The organism is Micromonospora sp. NPDC050980 (assembly GCF_040653835.1).
GTDB lineage: Bacteria > Actinomycetota > Actinomycetes > Mycobacteriales > Micromonosporaceae > Micromonospora.
In genome coordinates, this window is the sequence record NZ_JBFAGS010000005.1 from 149,910 (window position 1) to 164,123 (window position 14,214).

Consider the following 14,214-nt stretch of genomic DNA (forward strand, 5'->3'; position numbering starts at 1 on the left):
CCGCGCCGCGCGGTGCGGCCCCGGGGCGGCCATGTCCTAGTGCGCGTGGTCGTGCTCGTCGTCGAGTTCCAGGAACGGGTGCTCGTCGAGGCGGCCGACCAGCCGGTCGTCGACGGCCGGCTGGAACGGGCCGACCGGGTCGTCGTCGTCGAACGACTCCAGGTCGACCGGGGTGCCGACCTCGCTGACCATGACCACGCCGTCGAGCGGCTCCAGCTCGGGCACGTCGAGCGCGGAGAGCGAGCCGTCACCGCTCTGGAGCAGTTCCAGCACCGCCTCGCCGACGCCCTCCACCGGTGCCGGCTCGTCGTCCTCCGGAGTGCCCTCCCGACGGGCCGCCTCGGCCACCCGCAGCAGCGCGGCGACGCTGGGCACGCGGTAGTCGCGCCGCTGCCGCACCGAGATCACCCGCGGGTGCGGGTCGGTGGGCTCACCGCCCTCGACCGCGCCGAACCGCTCGTCCGCCTCCTCCGGGTCGATCGACTCGATGTCCCAGGGCGTCACCTCGCCGAACGCGTCGAGCAGCTGCTCGTCGTAGGCGAACGAGGCGTTGTTCAACGCGACGTACGCCTGCCACACGGCGTCGTCGTCGATCCGGCCCTGCGCGGCCCGGACGGCGGCCAGGTGGGCGCGGGCGGCGTCGATCACCTGCTCGAGGGCGGCGTCCAGCTCAGCGTGCTGGTCGGTCATGTGAGGCAGTCCCTTCGCGATGGGGGAGGTCCGCGCGGGCGGCGCCGCGGCGGGCGCGGTCAGCAGTTGCGGAGGAAGCGGTCGAGAACCCGCACGCCGAACTGTAGTCCGTCCAGCGGGACGCGCTCGTCGATGCCGTGGAACAGGCCGGAGAAATTGAGGTCGGCGGGCAGCCGCAGCGGCGCGAAGCCGAAGCAGCGGATGCCGAGTGCGGAGAACGCCTTGGCGTCGGTGCCACCGGAGAGCATGTAGGGCACCGGGTGCGCGCCCGGGTCCTCGGCGCGCAGCGCGGCCGACATCTGGTCCACCAGGTCGCCGTCGAACGTGGTCTCCAGGGCCGGCTGGCGCTGGACGTACTCGATGGCGATGTCCGGGCCGATTAGCTCGCGCAGTTGCCGTTCCAGCTCCTCGCTCTGCCCGGGCAGGCTGCGGCAGTCGATGGTGGCGGTGGCCCGACCGGGGATGACGTTGTCCTTGTAGCCGGCGGCCAGCCGGGTCGGGTTTGCGGTGTTGCGGATCGTCGCGCCGATGATGTTGGCGATCGGGCCGAGCTTGGCGATCGCCGTCTCCGGGTCGTCCGGGTCGATCTCGATGCCGAGCACGTCGGCGACCTCGGCCAGAAACGCCCGCACGGTGTCGGTCATGACCACCGGGAAGCGGTGCCGGCCGATCCGGGCGACGGCCTCGGCGAGCGCGGTCACCGCGTTGTCGTCGTGCACCATCGAGCCGTGCCCGGGTCGGCCCCTGGCGTGCAGGCGCAGCCAGTCGATGCCCTTCTCGGCGGTCTCGATCAGATAGAGCCGGCGGGACTCGTCGACCGAGTAGGAGAAGCCGCCCACCTCGCCGATCGCCTCGGTGCAGCCGTCGAACAGCCCTCGGTGGCGCTGGGCCAGGAAGTGCGCGCCGTAGTCGCTGCCGGCCTCCTCGTCGGCGGTGAAGGCGAGCACCACGTCGCGCCGGGGCCGGACGCCGGTGCGCCGCCAGTGGCGCACCACGGCCAGCACCATGGCGTCGAAGTCCTTCATGTCGATCGCGCCGCGGCCCCACAGGTAGCCGTCGCGGACCTCGCCGGAGAACGGGTGCACCGACCACTCGTCCGGGTCGGCGGGCACCACGTCGAGGTGGCCGTGCACGAGCAGGGCGTCGCGGCCCGGCTCGGCGCCGGGAATCCGGGCCACCAGGTTCGCCCGGCCGGGCGCCGACTCGTGGATCTCGGCGTCGACGCCGACCTCGGCGAGCTTCTCCGCGACGTACTCCGCGGCGCGCCGCTCCCCCGCGCTGGTGTCGTTGTCCCCGGTGTTCGTGGTGTCGATGCGCAGCAGGTCCCGGCAGAGGTCCACGACCTCGTCGACGGGTTCGGGTGAGGCGGACGTCGTCATCGGTTCCTTATACCAGCCGGACGGCGCGCGGCGGCCGGCGCGGTGCGGGCCGGTTTCGCAAAACGCGCGGGCGGGTAACGCCGAACATCGATTCCGGCCACCACGAGGAGGGCACCATGACCGTCCCCCTGCCGCCGCTGCCGCCCGCCGCCGACGACGCGTACCGGCCGGGCGGGCGGAGCCTGGCCGATCTGGTGGACGCGGAGCACCGCACCCTGCTGGAGCTGGCCGACCGGGTGACCGAGCCGGGGCTCGATCCGGCCGGCCGCCGGCGGGTGCTCGACGTGCTGACCGCCGCGGTGTCGCGGCACCTGTCCGCCGAGGAGCAGTACCTCTTCCCGGCCGCCCGCGCCGCGGTGCCGGAGAGCGCCGGGCTGGTCGCCCGGGAGATCGAGGCGGACGCGGCCCTGCTCACCGCGTTGAAGCAACTGTCCGGTCCGGACGACGCGGTGGTCGCCGACGTGGCCGAACGGGTCCGCCGGCACGTGAGCCGGGTCGCCGCGCTGGTCACGCCGCTGCGCGAGGTGGCCACCGACGCCGAGCTGATCCGGTTGGGCAACCGGTGGGAGATCGCGGAGGAGGCGGCGCCGACCCGGCCGCACCCGGGCACCCCGGCCACCCCGCCCTGGAACAAGATCGTCGAACCGGCGGTGGGGGTGCTGGACAAGGTGCGCGACGCGGTCACCGGGCGGCGTACCCGGCTGGCCGACCTGGAGCACCGTCGGGACGCCTGAGCCGTTCCGCCCCTTCCCGGACACCCGTTCGTGGTCCTACCGTCACCCTATGAATCTGGAGCTGCGACACCTGCGGGTGGTCTGCGCGATCGCCGAGACGGGGAGCGTGACCAAGGCGGCCTCGATGCTCGGTCTGGCCCAGCCGGCGCTGACCGCCCAGCTCCAGCGGATCGAGCGGGTGCTCGGCGGGCCGTTGTTCGAGCGGGACCGCCGCGGCGCGCGGCCCACCGCCCTCGGGGAGCTGGTGCTGGACCGGGCCCGCGTGCTGCTGCCGGCGATGAAGGGGCTGCAGGACGAGGCGGCCCGGCTGGCCGGCGCGGGCGACCCGCTGCGCCGCTACCGCTTCGGCGGGGTGAACAGCCCGATCCTCGGCCGGCTGGTGCACCGGCTGGCCGCCGAGCGCGCCGACGCGCAGATCTCCACGTACGCGTCCTGGTCGGTGGACGAGCTGGCGCAGATGGTGGCCGGCGGCCGGCTGGACTTCGCCCTCGCCGGGGTGTGCGGCGACGCCGCGCCGACGCCGGCGTTCGGGTTGAGCTGGCGGGAGGTGGCCGTGGACCCGGTCTTCGTGCTGCTGCCGCAGAGCCACCCGCTGGCCGACCGGGACGAGATCGACCTGGTCGACCTGCGGCGCGAGCAGTGGGTGGCGGCGCCGGGCGACGGCTGCTTCGGCGACTGCTTCGCCGCCGCCTGCGCCCGTGCCGGCTTCACCCCCCGCAAGGTGTACGAGGCGGACGTGCGGGCCGCGGAGGATCTGGTCGACGCGGGCGCGGCGGTGGCGTTGTGCCAGGCCACCTTCCGCCCGGTGGTCGGTCTGGTCACCCGCCGGCTGGCCGGCGCCCCGCTGCGCTGGCGGCTGCTGTTGGGCTGGCACCCGCAGGCGCCGGCGGCGGCGGTGGCGGAGCCGGTGCTGGAAACGGCGGTGGCGGCGTACGCCGACGCGCTGGCCAACCATCCCGACTATCTGGCCTGGCTGCTGGCCCACCCGGACTTCGGGGTGCAACCGCACGCCGCGGGACGGGGTGCGAACCGCCTGAACGCGGGTATCACCGCGGCATGACTGATCTGTATCCGGCCGCCGACCAGCGGGAGCTGCTGCGTCAGGCGGCCGCCGCGCACACCGCCGCCGCCGCCGACACCGAGGCGTTCCTGCGCCGCCTGCCCGAGGTGCCGGACCCGGCGGACGTCACCGAGTACGCCAACCTGCTCAGCCGGGAGGAACGGGCCCGGGCGGACCGGCAGGCCGCGGCCGACGCCGCCGGCCTGCGACTGCCCAGCATGGAGACCGACTAGCCCGGAGGCGCCCGGGCGGGCGTCCGCCCGGGCACCGCGGCGTCGGCTCAGCGTTCCACCAGCACGTCGTGGCCCAGGTCGAGCAACGCGTGCCGCCACTCGTCGTCGGCGGCGCCCCGGTCCGGCCGGTCGGCGGTGAGCTCCCGGATGCGGGTGATCGCGTCGCGCATCACCTCGATGTCCTCCCCGGTGAGGTCGACCTTGCGCTTGCGCAGCACGGCGAGGATCTGCCGGCCCGGCTCCGGCAGGTCGAGGTCGGGGCCGGGGCCGAACGCCTCCTCCCCCGAGCCACGGGTCAGCAGCCACTGCCGTAGCTGCTCGGAGGGCACGTTCACCTCGGCGTGGAAGTCGTCCCAGATCACCTCGACCTCGGGGTCGAGTCGCGCCTCGCGTACCATCACGCCTCCTCTCCCGGCGGCAGTCCGGACTCCTCCGGATCGCCCTCGCCGTGCGGTGTCTGCTGGGTGAGACCTTCCGGCGGCACCCGGACCCGGGACGGGTTGGCCGTCGGCGGCGCCTCGATCGGTTCGCCGGCCGCGGCGTCCTCCCGGGTCTCCTCGGGTTCGGTCATGTCCGCCCTCCGATCCGTGCGCGGCGGGCCGGGCCGGCCCACCGAGGGTGGCCGTCCCGTTCACCGGGGATGGGACGTGGTGGCGGCGGTGTATCCGCGCTCGCCGGCGGACACGTCGAAGACGAGCTGGCCGTCGCGGGTGTCCACGGTGACCTTCTGCCCCGGTGAGATCTCGTTCTCCAGCAGCATCCTCGACAGCCGGTTGTCGACCTCGCGCTGGATCACCCGACGCAGCGGGCGGGCGCCGAACTCCGGCTGGTAGCCGTGCTCGGCGAGCCAGTCGACGCCGGCGGCGCTGATCTCGACCTGGATGTCCTGGGCGTGCAGCCGGCGGCGGGTCTCCTCCAGCAGCAGGCCGGTGATCTCGCGTAGCTGCTCGGCCTCCAGCCGCTGGAAGATGATGATCTCGTCCACCCGGTTGAGGAACTCGGGGCGGAAGTTCTCCTGGAGCCGGCGCATCAGCCGCTCCCGCAGCTCGGTGGACTCCTGCCGGTCGGGATCGCCGCTGGCGAACCCGACGGTGCGCTGGGCGCCGGTGATCAGCTCCGAGCCGAGGTTGCTCGTCATGATCAGGACGGTGTTCTTGAAGTTCACGGTCCGGCCCTGACTGTCGGTGAGCCGGCCGTCGTCGAGCACCTGGAGCAGGATGTTGAACACATCAGGGTGCGCCTTCTCGATCTCGTCCAGCAGCACCACCGCGTACGGGCGGCGGCGGACCGCCTCGGTGAGCTGACCGGCCTCCTCGTAGCCGACGTAGCCGGGCGGGGCGCCGACCAGCCGGCTGACCGTGTGCCGCTCCTGGAACTCGCTCATGTCCACCCGGACCATCCGGTCCGCCTCGCCGAACAGCGCCTCGGCGAGCGCGCGGGCCAGCTCGGTCTTGCCGACGCCGGTGGGGCCGAGGAACAGGAAGCTGCCCATCGGCCGGTTCGGGTCGGCCAGCCCGGTACGCGAGCGGCGCACCGCCTCGGACACCGCGCCGACCGCGTCGTCCTGCCCGATCACCCTCTCGTGCAGGTGCCCCTCCAGGCGCAGCAGGCGGTCGCGTTCCTCCTCGGTGAGCTGGGTGACCGGAATCCCGGTGGCCCGGGACACCACCTCGGCGATCTCCTTCGGCCCGACCTCGGGCACGTGGTTGGGTCCCTCGTCGCCGCGGGCGCGGCGGATCTGGTCCTCCAGCTCGGCGAGCCGGTCGCGCAGCGCGGACGCCCGTTCGTACTGCTCGTCGGAGACCGCTTGTTCCTTGTCCCGCCGCACCTCGTCGAGCTGCTGCTCCAGGTCGCGCACGTCCGCGTCGGGGGTGCGGGTGCGCAGCCGCACCCGGGCGCCGGCCTGGTCGATCAGGTCGATCGCCTTGTCCGGCAGGAACCGGTCGGTGACGTAGCGGTCGGAGAGTTCGGCGGCGGCGACCACCGCTTCGTCGGTGAACCGGACCTGGTGGTGCGCCTCGTAGCGGTCACGCAGGCCGCGCAGGATGGCGACGGTGTCCTCGACGGTCGGCTCGGGCACCAGCACCGGCTGGAACCGGCGGGCCAGCGCGGCGTCCTTCTCGATGCTGCGCCGGTATTCGTCGAGCGTGGTCGCGCCGATCACCCGCAGCTCGCCGCGGGCGAGCGCCGGCTTGAGCATGTTGGAGGCGTCCATCCCGCCCTCGCTGCCGGCGCCGCCCGCGCCGACCAGGGTGTGGATCTCGTCCAGGAAGATGATCAGCTCGTCGCGGTGGGTCCGGATCTCGTCGATCACCTTCTTCAGGCGTTCCTCGAAGTCGCCCCGGTAGCGGGTGCCGGCGACCAGGCCGGACAGGTCGAGCTGGATGACCCGCTTGCCGATCAGCGTCTGCGGCACGTCGCCGTCGCAGATCCGCTCCGCCAGCCCCTCCACGATGGCGGTCTTGCCGACACCGGCCTCCCCGATCAGCACCGGGTTGTTCTTGGTCCGCCGGGACAGGATCTCCACCGCCTGCTCGATCTCGTCGGCGCGCCCGATCACCGGGTCGATCTGGTCCATCCTGGCCAGCTCGGTCAGGTCCTGTCCGTACTGGTCCAGGGTGGGCGTGCCGTGGTCCGGGCGCGGGCCGTTCGCGGCGCCGCGCTCGGCGCTGGCCGCCTGCAACGACTCCGGCTGGATCCGGCCGGCGGCGAGCATCCGGCCGGCGGGCGACTCGGGGTTCAGCGGCAACGCCATCAGGATGTGCTCGGGGCCGATGTAGTTGGCGCCCATGGCCCGGGAGAGCTGGTGGGCGTCGAGCAGCGCCCGCTTGGCGGCCGGGGTGAGCGACAGGTTCGGCGGCACGTCGCCGCCGGGTGCACCCTCGGCCCGCCCGCCGAGCGCGTTCACGAGCGCGTCCGGGTCGGCGCCGGCGCGGCGGACCAGGTCCCGCAGCGGCGCGCGCTGCAACGCCGCCCAGAGCAGGTGGTCGGTGTCCAGGTCGTTGCTGTGTTTCTGGGCGGCCCGCCGGGCCGCGTCGGCGAGCATCTCCCGGGCGTCGGCGGTCATCAGGCGGGTGATGTCGACCCGGTGGGCCGGCCGGCGGCCCCCCTCGCCCCGGCCGAAGTAGCGGGCCAGGAACTCGTCCCACGGGTCGTTGCCGAAGTCACCGGGTCCCATCATCTTCGTCCTCCGCAGTCGGTCGGCACGACCGGGACGCGACACGGCGCGGCGCGGTCGGCGGTGGCTACCCGGCGGGGTGCGTGACAAACGCGACGCCGATGGCAGGCTGGAGGCATGGAGAGCCTGCCGCTGCTGGTCGTCGACGCCGCGAACGTGGTCGGGTCCCGCCCGGACGGCTGGTGGCGGGACCGGGCCGGGGCGGCGGTCCGGCTACGCGACGCGCTGGCGCCGCTGGCCGGTGCCGGCGTGCCGCCGGAGCTGCCGCCGCCGGTGCAGGTGGTGCTGGTGGTGGAGGGCGCGGCCCGGCACGTGGCGTCGGCGCCCGACGTCGACGTGGTGTCCGCGCCCGGCTCGGGCGACGACACGGTGGTCGAGCTGGTCGCCGCCGCGCCGGGCCGGCGGCGGGTGGTCGTCACCGCGGACCGGGAGCTGCGGGCCCGGGTGACGGCGCTGGGCGCGGAGGTACGCGGCCCGCGCTGGCTGGATCGCTGACGCGCGCCGTCCGATCGACGGGACCGGGTTGACCGCCGGCGGGACCGCGCCGACCACCTCGGGGTGGCCTTCGCGCACGTCAGGGCCGTAATCGGACACCCGGGCAGGAACGACGCGAGGGTGGATGTTCGTCCACCCGCCGGGATGGGTTGTAATGGAGATCTCCCCTGCCCCCAGGAGGTCCCCGTGGCGAGCGTCGCCGAGCTGAAGGCTGCCATCGATGTCGCTCTCCAGCAGATCGGTGACGGCCAGATAGCGGTGCAGGCGGCCGGCGAGAAGCTGGCCGAGGCGCAGCAGACGCTGGCCGGCGCGCTGGAGGGCAGCGGCCACGAGACGGTCGAGGCGGCGCAGGCCTCGCTGACCCAGGCCAGCCAGGAGCTGGAGGAGTGCCTCGCCGCGACACTGGTGGCGGTGGAGCAGGCGCAGCTCTACGTCGCGACGCTCTGAGGGGCCGGCCGTGTCCATCGTCGAGGACATCGGCGCGCAGGTCCGCGCCGCCGCCGAGGAGCTGCCGCTGGCGCAGCTCGCCGCCGCGCTGGAGAAGCTCGGCCAGGCCGAGGAACGGCTGCGCTGGGTGCGCCAGGAGTCGGCCGACCCGATGGGTGTGCCGGAGCTGACCGCGGCCACCGAGCACGCCGAGACCGCCGGCTACGCGCTGCGGGTGGCGCAGGAGCAGCTCACCGCGTACCTGACCGCGATCGGGCTGGCCGCCGACGGCGCCCCCACCGCGCCACCGGGTGAGCGACGGCCGCGGCACGACACGCCACGCGGCGAGGCGCCGCCGACGCCGGGCGGGGCCGCCGGAGCCGACGAGCCGCCCGCGGTGCGGCGCTGGTGGGCGGTCCGGGTGGCGGAGCTGACCGGCGGCCGGGAGGGCACGCCGGACGAGCCGGACGAGCGGGTCGAGAACTCCCGCGAGCTGCTGCGCCGGGTGGTGGTCGGGATCCGGGCCGGCGACCGGGACCGGCTGCACGCCGAGTTGCGCCGGGCGCACGCCGACGTGGGGCTGGGGCTGGCCGCGATCGCTCCGCCGATGCTGCGCGACCTCGCCGGGGAACTGCTCGGCCACCCGCCCCGCGCGGACGACCTGACCCGGCTGCGCCGTGAGCTGGACGGGCGGGTCCGCGACCTGCTGCCGGGGCTGCCGCCGCCGGTGCTGGACACGCTGCTCACCCGGGTCTGCCGGATGCCTCCGCCCCGCCGCGACGACGGGCCGGAGCAGCCGCACGCGGCCGACCCGGCGGTGACCGCCGGCGTGCTCACCGGCGTGCTGCTCGACCGGCTCGGCCGGGACCTGCCGAAGGACACCGAGGAACGGGAGCCGTCGCGTGGCTGACGTCCGCGCCCAACTGGTGACGCGCGTGCGGGGGATGCTCTCCGAGGCCCTCGGCGTCACCCGCACCCGGCTCGCCACCGCCGACGCCGATCTGCTCGAAGGCCGGCAGCGGCTGGAGCGGACCCGCCGGGCCGCCGCGGCGGTGCCGGACCGGGTCGGCGCGGCGCGCGACCGGCGGCTCGCCGAGATCGACGCCCGCCACACCGCTCGTCTCGCCGAGCTGGCGCGCCGCGCCGCGGAGGCGGCGGGGCGGGAGGCGCCGGGCGCGGCCTCCGAGCCCTGGGACCGCTGGCAGGCGACGCCCGCCGGGCGGGCCGAGCCACCGGGCGCGGTCCGGATCGGCACGGTACGCATCGCCGGCGCCGAACCGGTGCCGGCGCTGGTGCCGCTCCTCGACGCCGGGCACGCGCACCTGGCCGGCGGCGACCGGGAGGGCCTGGCCTCGGTGGTGCCCGCGCTGCTGCTGCGTTCCGTCGGCCGCGCCGACCCCGGCGCGGTGCGGCTGTACGGCTACGACCCGGAGCACCTGGGTGGCGGGCTGGCCGGGTTCGCCCCGCTCGGCACCGCCGGCCTGCTCACCTTCGTCGGACCCGGCGGCCTGGGCCGGCTGCTGGACGACCTGGTGGAGCAGATCCGCCGGATCAACGCCACGGTGCTGGCCGGCGAGTACGCGTCGCTGCGCGAGCTGGCCGCCGCGACCGGGCGCCGGCCCGAGCCGTGGCGGGTGGCGGTGCTGCTCGGCGGCGACGAGCTGTCCCGGCACGAGCGCGGCCAGCTCGACCGGGTGGTGCGCACCGGGGCCGCGTGCGGCGTGCACCTGGTGGTCCGGGGCATCGACCTGCCCGACGACCGGACCGTCACCCGGATCGTGGTCGAGGAGGACGACGCCCGGATCGCCGGGCTGCCGGTGGTGCTCGACGACCCGCCGCCGCCCGCCCTGGTCACCGAGACCTGCCGCGCGGTCGCCTCCCGGGTCGCCGCCGGACCACCGCCGACACCGTTCACCGACCTGCTCCCGGCGCCCGACGAATACTGGCGGGAGGACTCGGCACACGGCCTGAGCGCGCCGATCGGCGAGGGCCCGCACGGGCGGCAGGTGCTGCTCAGCCTCGGCGATTATCCGCCGCACGCGTTGATCGGTGGCCCGTCCGGCACCGGCAAGACCAATCTGATCTTCGCCTGGATCGGCGCGCTCGCCGCCCGCTACTCCCCCGCCGAGCTGGAGTTCTATCTGCTCGACTTCAAGGAGGGGGTGTCCTTCGCCCGGTTCGCCAAGGGCCGGCGCGACCCGAGCTGGCTGCCGCACATGCGGCTGGTCGGGATCAACGTCAACACCGACCGCGAGTTCGGCCTGGCCCTGCTGAGGTTCCTCGCCGAGGAGCTGCGCCGGCGGGCCGACGCGGCGAAGCGGCACGAGGTCACCAAGCTGGCCGAGCTGCGCGCCGTGGACCCGGCCGGGCACTGGCCGCGCATCGTCGCGGTGGTCGACGAGTTCCAGGCGCTGCTCGCCGGCCGCGACGTGGTGGCCCGGGAGGCCGCCGACCTGCTGGAGGACTTGGCCCGGCGAGGTCGCTCCCAGGGCATCCACCTGGTGCTCGCCTCGCAGGACGTGCGCGGCATCGAGGCGCTGTGGGGCCGGCCCGCGCTTGTCGCCCAGTTCACGCTGCGCGTCGCGCTGCCGAAGGCGCTGCGCATCCTGGCCGAACGCAACGACGCCGCGCAGTCGTTGCCGCGCCACCACGCGGTGGTCAACGCCGAGTCCGGCCTGGCCGAGGGGAACGAGGTGGCCCGCATCCCGTCGGCCAGCGACTGGGAGACGTGGAGCGAGCTTCAGCACCGGCTGTGGCGGATGCGCCCGCAGGACGCCGCTCCGGCCCGACTCTTCGACGGCGACGCGATCCCCCGGCTCGCCGAGGCGCCGGACTTCCGCGCCCTGACCGCCCCCGAGCAGGGTGTACCCCGCAACCCGGTGGCGCTGCTCGGCGAGATCATCGACGTGCAGTCCCGCTCGGCGGCGCTGCGGCTGCCGCGGGCGCCGGGGCGGAACCTGGCCGTGTTGGGCACCCGGGTGGACGAGGCGTGCGCGGTGCTCGACGCCGCCGCCCGCTCGCTGGCCCGGCAGTATCCCCCGGGCACCGCCCGCTTCTCCCTGGCCTGCCTCGACCCGGACGCCGACCCGGCCGCCCGCGCGCTCTACGAGGACCTGCCCGGCGACGCCTCCTGGTACGACGAGGAGACGGTGTCCGAGCTGATGGCGGAGGTGGGCGACGGGCTGGCCGCGCCGGGCACCCCGCGTACGCCGCACTTCCTGCTGCTGTACGCGGTGGACGCGGCGGCCGGGGCGCTGGCCGGCAAGGCCGGCACCCGCACCGGACTGGAGCAGTTGCGCCGGATCCTGCACGACGGGCCGGAGCGGCGCACCCACGTGCTGGCCTGGTGGCGGGGGGTGGCCCGGATGCGGGCCGACCTGGGTGGCGCCGGGGCCCGCACGGACCAGATCGGCGCCTGGGTGGCACTCGACGTGCAGGGCGGTGAGCTGGGCTCGTCGCTCTATCCGGGCAGCGGCGGGCCGGACTGGTATCCCCGGCCGTGGCGGGGCCTCTACTTCGACCGCGCGGTGCACCGCACCGGACAGGTGATCATCCCCTATGGTCCCTCCCGATGAACGAACCGGTTTCCACGCAGACGTACGCCGACCAGATCCGCCGCCTCGCCGAGCTGACCGCCCGGGTGGCCGCCCAGCGGTCCGAGGCGCACACCTGGTACGCCCAGCAGGTGGCCGCCGCCGAGCGGGCGGTGGCCGAGGCGGCCGACCAGGTCCGCCGCGCCGAGACGGAGCTGGTCGAGGCGCAGCGGATGGTGGAGCGGGTGGACGGCGAGGTCACCCACCTGTGGGCTGGGCTGCGGGACCGGCTCGGCGGCGGCGCCCGGCGACTCGGCGACCCGCCCGGCCCGGTGCGCGACGCCGTCGGCGACCCGGTGCCGCTGCTGCGCGGCGTGCGCGAGCTGCTGGAGCGCACCGGGCAGCCGGGCGAGCTGCCCGGTTCGGTGAACCCGCTGCTGATCGCCTGCGGGATCGGCGGCGCGCTGGTGGCGTACCTGCTGGGGATCGGCGCGCGGACGCTGGGCGCCGGCTCCGGCGGTGACCTGGCGGTCGGCCTGCCGGTGCTGGCGCTGGTGGTGACGCTGCTCGGGCCGCTCGTCGGCCTGGCGCCGGCCCGGCTGCTGGCCGACCGCCGGCACGCGGTGCTGACGCCGCGCCCGATGATCCTGGTGGCCGGCAGCGGGCTGGCGACCACCCTGCTCCTGCTGGCGGCCACCTACACGCGCTGAGCCGGCCCCGACCGGTCACGCCGGGACCAGCACCGCCTCCTTGAGCAGGCGGCGGGCGAGGACCAGCCGGTCGGCGTCGTCGTCGAGGCCGGGCAGGTCACCGACGCGGGTCACCCGGCCGGCGAGCAGCACGCGCAGCGCCGGCTCGCAGGAGCCGGGCACGGTGAGCGTGCGGTCGACCAGGCGCAGCGCGACCGCGTCGGCGCCGGCCGGAGTGAGCTGCCAGCGCAGGCCGTCGCGCAGCGCGACCCGGCTGTCGGCGTCGAGCCGGGACAGCGCGTCGGCCTGGGCCAGCGGCCGGATCGGCGCCGGCCGGGCCGCCGGCCACACCCGGGACCGAAGCCGCGCGGCCACCGCCGCCGGGTCGGCCCGCAGCAGCCAGTCGCGCAGCGCCTCGACCGTCTCGGTGAGTTCCGGCTCGATCGCCTCCGGGTCGGCCAGGTCCAGCCCGAACGGCAGGCCGGCGCGCAGCCGGGCGTCCTCGGCGGCGAGGGCGGTCAACTCCTCCACCAGGGCGTGGCGGGTGAGCGCCCGGATGCCCACGGTCAGGTGCAGCGAGCTGGACTCCTGCGCCTGGGCGCTGTGCAGCCAGCCGCGCGGCAGGTAGAGCGCGTCGCCGGGCGCGAGCACCACGTCCAGCGCGGGCCGGCCCTCGGCGGTGGCGGAGACCTCGTCGGCCCGGCCGCCCCACGGCTGGCGCTCCAGCGGGTCGGTGAGCACCGGCGGGTGGATGCGCCAGCGCTTGCGGCCGTCGACCTGGAGCACGAACACGTCGTGGGTGTCGTAGTGGGTGGCGAAGCCCTGGCTGCCGGCGGGGGTCAGGTAGGCGTTGATCTGCAGCGGCTGGGCCAGCGCCGCGCCCAGGTCACGGGCCAGGTCCACAAGCGCCGGCCAGGTGCGGTGCAGGCCCTGGAGCACGAGCGTGGCGCCGTCGGCGTAGAGCGCCAGGACCCTCTCGTCGAGCACCTGGTCGCCGATCTCGGCGCCGGCGCCGCCGCCGCCGGTGTACCGCGCCGCCGGCACGAGCTGGCCGTCCTTGGCCACCCGCAGGAACGGGGTACGCAGGCCGCGGCGGCTGAGCAGGTCGTCGGCGTCGGCGGGGCTGAACAGGTCGGTGAAGCCGTCCGGGTTGGGCAGTTCGGCGGCCCGGGACAGCAGCGGGCTGCGCCCCCAGTGGTCGGCGACGAACTTGGCCGGTTCGACGGCCACACACCGGGCCAGCGCGGCGTCGGCGGGAGACGGACCCGCCGGGTGGCCCTGGCCACCCGGCGGGTCGACGTGCGTGACGGTCATCGGTCAGGCGCTGCCATCGGCGCCGCCGTCGTGCTGACCCGGCGTCGCGCCGCCGTCGGCCGGGCCCTCCGCGCCGCCGTCCGCGCCGCCGTCGTGCTGACCCGGCGTCGCGCCGCCGTCAGCCGGACCTTCCGCGCCGCCGTCGTGCTGACCCGCGGTCGCGCCGCCGTCGGCCGGGCCCTCCGCGCCGCCGTCCGCGCCGCCGTCGTGCTGACCCGGGGTGGCACCGCCGTCGGCCGGGCCCTCCAGGCCGCCGCCGCCGCTGGTCTGGATGTCGTCGTCGTTCAATGCCATGGGTGCTCCCTCGGTGTGCCGCCCCGCGTGTTCCCGGGGTCCGTCTTCAGCGGGTGGTACCCCACGCCCGATCTTCTCTAACCCCACCGTAGACGCCCGGACCGGCGCGCACCGACGGTTCGCGCCCGGAAGGCGGCCGGACCCGGTCGGTGCCAGGATGGCGGGAGGAGACGCGCGCGGACGCAGGCA

14 protein-coding genes and 1 pseudogene are annotated in these 14,214 nt (G+C 75.6%); 8 read left to right on the forward strand and 7 right to left on the reverse strand.

Annotation, left to right across the window (positions count from 1 at the left end; translation table 11 throughout):
* Positions 1 to 36 precede the first annotated feature (36 nt).
* Both AB0H28_RS10850 and AB0H28_RS10855 read right to left on the reverse strand, forming a co-directional pair.
* Positions 37 to 690 (reverse strand): hypothetical protein, encoded by a 654-nt coding sequence (locus AB0H28_RS10850; protein WP_358036944.1) that lies wholly within the window; start codon positions 688 to 690, stop codon positions 37 to 39.
* A 59-nt stretch (positions 691 to 749) separates the two neighbouring features.
* Positions 750 to 2,069, reverse strand: a complete 1,320-nt coding sequence (locus tag AB0H28_RS10855) for a M20/M25/M40 family metallo-hydrolase (protein ID WP_358036947.1) — start codon at positions 2,067 to 2,069, stop codon at positions 750 to 752.
* A gap of 116 nt (positions 2,070 to 2,185) precedes the next feature.
* Here AB0H28_RS10855 and AB0H28_RS10860 point away from each other — a divergent pair, with 116 nt between their 5' ends.
* The 3 genes from AB0H28_RS10860 to AB0H28_RS10870 are packed head-to-tail and all read left to right on the forward strand — an operon-like array spanning position 2,186 to position 4,096.
* Positions 2,186 to 2,803 carry a hemerythrin domain-containing protein gene (locus AB0H28_RS10860; protein WP_358036950.1) on the forward strand — a complete coding sequence of 206 codons (618 nt, stop codon included), beginning with the start codon at positions 2,186 to 2,188 and terminating at the stop codon, positions 2,801 to 2,803.
* A 49-nt stretch (positions 2,804 to 2,852) separates the two neighbouring features.
* Entirely contained in the window at positions 2,853 to 3,863 is a 1,011-nt protein-coding gene (locus AB0H28_RS10865; protein ID WP_358036953.1) for a LysR family transcriptional regulator, read from the forward strand.
* Positions 3,860 to 4,096, forward strand: coding sequence for a hypothetical protein (locus AB0H28_RS10870; RefSeq protein WP_358036956.1), 237 nt, complete (start codon positions 3,860 to 3,862; stop codon positions 4,094 to 4,096). Before AB0H28_RS10865 ends, AB0H28_RS10870 begins: the two co-directional genes overlap by 4 nt.
* A gap of 47 nt (positions 4,097 to 4,143) precedes the next feature.
* On the opposite strand, the gene AB0H28_RS10875 is transcribed toward AB0H28_RS10870, so the two are convergent.
* From AB0H28_RS10875 to AB0H28_RS10885, 3 genes are read right to left on the reverse strand one after another with little or no spacing between them, the layout of a single operon-like run.
* Entirely contained in the window at positions 4,144 to 4,494 is a 351-nt protein-coding gene (locus AB0H28_RS10875) for a DUF3140 domain-containing protein (RefSeq protein WP_358036959.1), read from the reverse strand.
* A complete protein-coding gene (locus tag AB0H28_RS10880) occupies positions 4,494 to 4,667 on the reverse strand; it encodes a hypothetical protein (protein ID WP_358036962.1) in 174 nt (57 codons plus the stop codon). Before AB0H28_RS10880 ends, AB0H28_RS10875 begins: the two co-directional genes overlap by 1 nt.
* Before the next feature lie 60 nt (positions 4,668 to 4,727).
* Positions 4,728 to 7,277 (reverse strand): ATP-dependent Clp protease ATP-binding subunit, encoded by a 2,550-nt coding sequence (locus AB0H28_RS10885; RefSeq protein ID WP_358036965.1) that lies wholly within the window; start codon positions 7,275 to 7,277, stop codon positions 4,728 to 4,730.
* Between the two features lie 114 nt (positions 7,278 to 7,391).
* On the opposite strand from AB0H28_RS10885, the gene AB0H28_RS10890 reads away from it, so the two are divergent.
* The 5 genes and pseudogenes from AB0H28_RS10890 to AB0H28_RS10910 all read left to right on the forward strand — a co-directional run bounded on the left by AB0H28_RS10890 (position 7,392) and on the right by AB0H28_RS10910 (position 12,438).
* Positions 7,392 to 7,769: a hypothetical protein gene (locus tag AB0H28_RS10890; protein WP_358036968.1), complete on the forward strand. Its 378-nt coding sequence runs from the start codon at positions 7,392 to 7,394 to the stop codon at positions 7,767 to 7,769.
* A 186-nt stretch (positions 7,770 to 7,955) separates the two neighbouring features.
* The gene (locus tag AB0H28_RS10895) at positions 7,956 to 8,216 is read left to right on the forward strand and encodes a hypothetical protein (protein ID WP_358036971.1); all 261 of its coding nucleotides are present in this window, start codon (positions 7,956 to 7,958) and stop codon (positions 8,214 to 8,216) included.
* 10 nt (positions 8,217 to 8,226) lie between these two features.
* Positions 8,227 to 9,069: pseudogene (locus AB0H28_RS10900) on the forward strand (hypothetical protein); the annotation flags it as partial.
* Positions 9,070 to 9,097: 28 nt separating this feature from the next.
* Positions 9,098 to 11,770 carry an FtsK/SpoIIIE domain-containing protein gene (locus AB0H28_RS10905; RefSeq protein WP_358036974.1) on the forward strand — a complete coding sequence of 891 codons (2,673 nt, stop codon included), beginning with the start codon at positions 9,098 to 9,100 and terminating at the stop codon, positions 11,768 to 11,770.
* Positions 11,767 to 12,438 carry a hypothetical protein gene (locus tag AB0H28_RS10910; protein WP_358036977.1) on the forward strand — a complete coding sequence of 224 codons (672 nt, stop codon included), beginning with the start codon at positions 11,767 to 11,769 and terminating at the stop codon, positions 12,436 to 12,438. The genes AB0H28_RS10905 and AB0H28_RS10910 overlap by 4 nt, the downstream gene beginning before the upstream one ends.
* Before the next feature lie 15 nt (positions 12,439 to 12,453).
* On the opposite strand, the gene AB0H28_RS10915 is transcribed toward AB0H28_RS10910, so the two are convergent.
* A complete protein-coding gene (locus tag AB0H28_RS10915) occupies positions 12,454 to 13,731 on the reverse strand; it encodes a cupin domain-containing protein (RefSeq protein WP_358036980.1) in 1,278 nt (425 codons plus the stop codon).
* A 3-nt stretch (positions 13,732 to 13,734) separates the two neighbouring features.
* Positions 13,735 to 14,025 carry a hypothetical protein gene (locus AB0H28_RS10920; protein ID WP_358036983.1) on the reverse strand — a complete coding sequence of 97 codons (291 nt, stop codon included), beginning with the start codon at positions 14,023 to 14,025 and terminating at the stop codon, positions 13,735 to 13,737.
* Positions 14,026 to 14,214 lie beyond the last annotated feature (189 nt).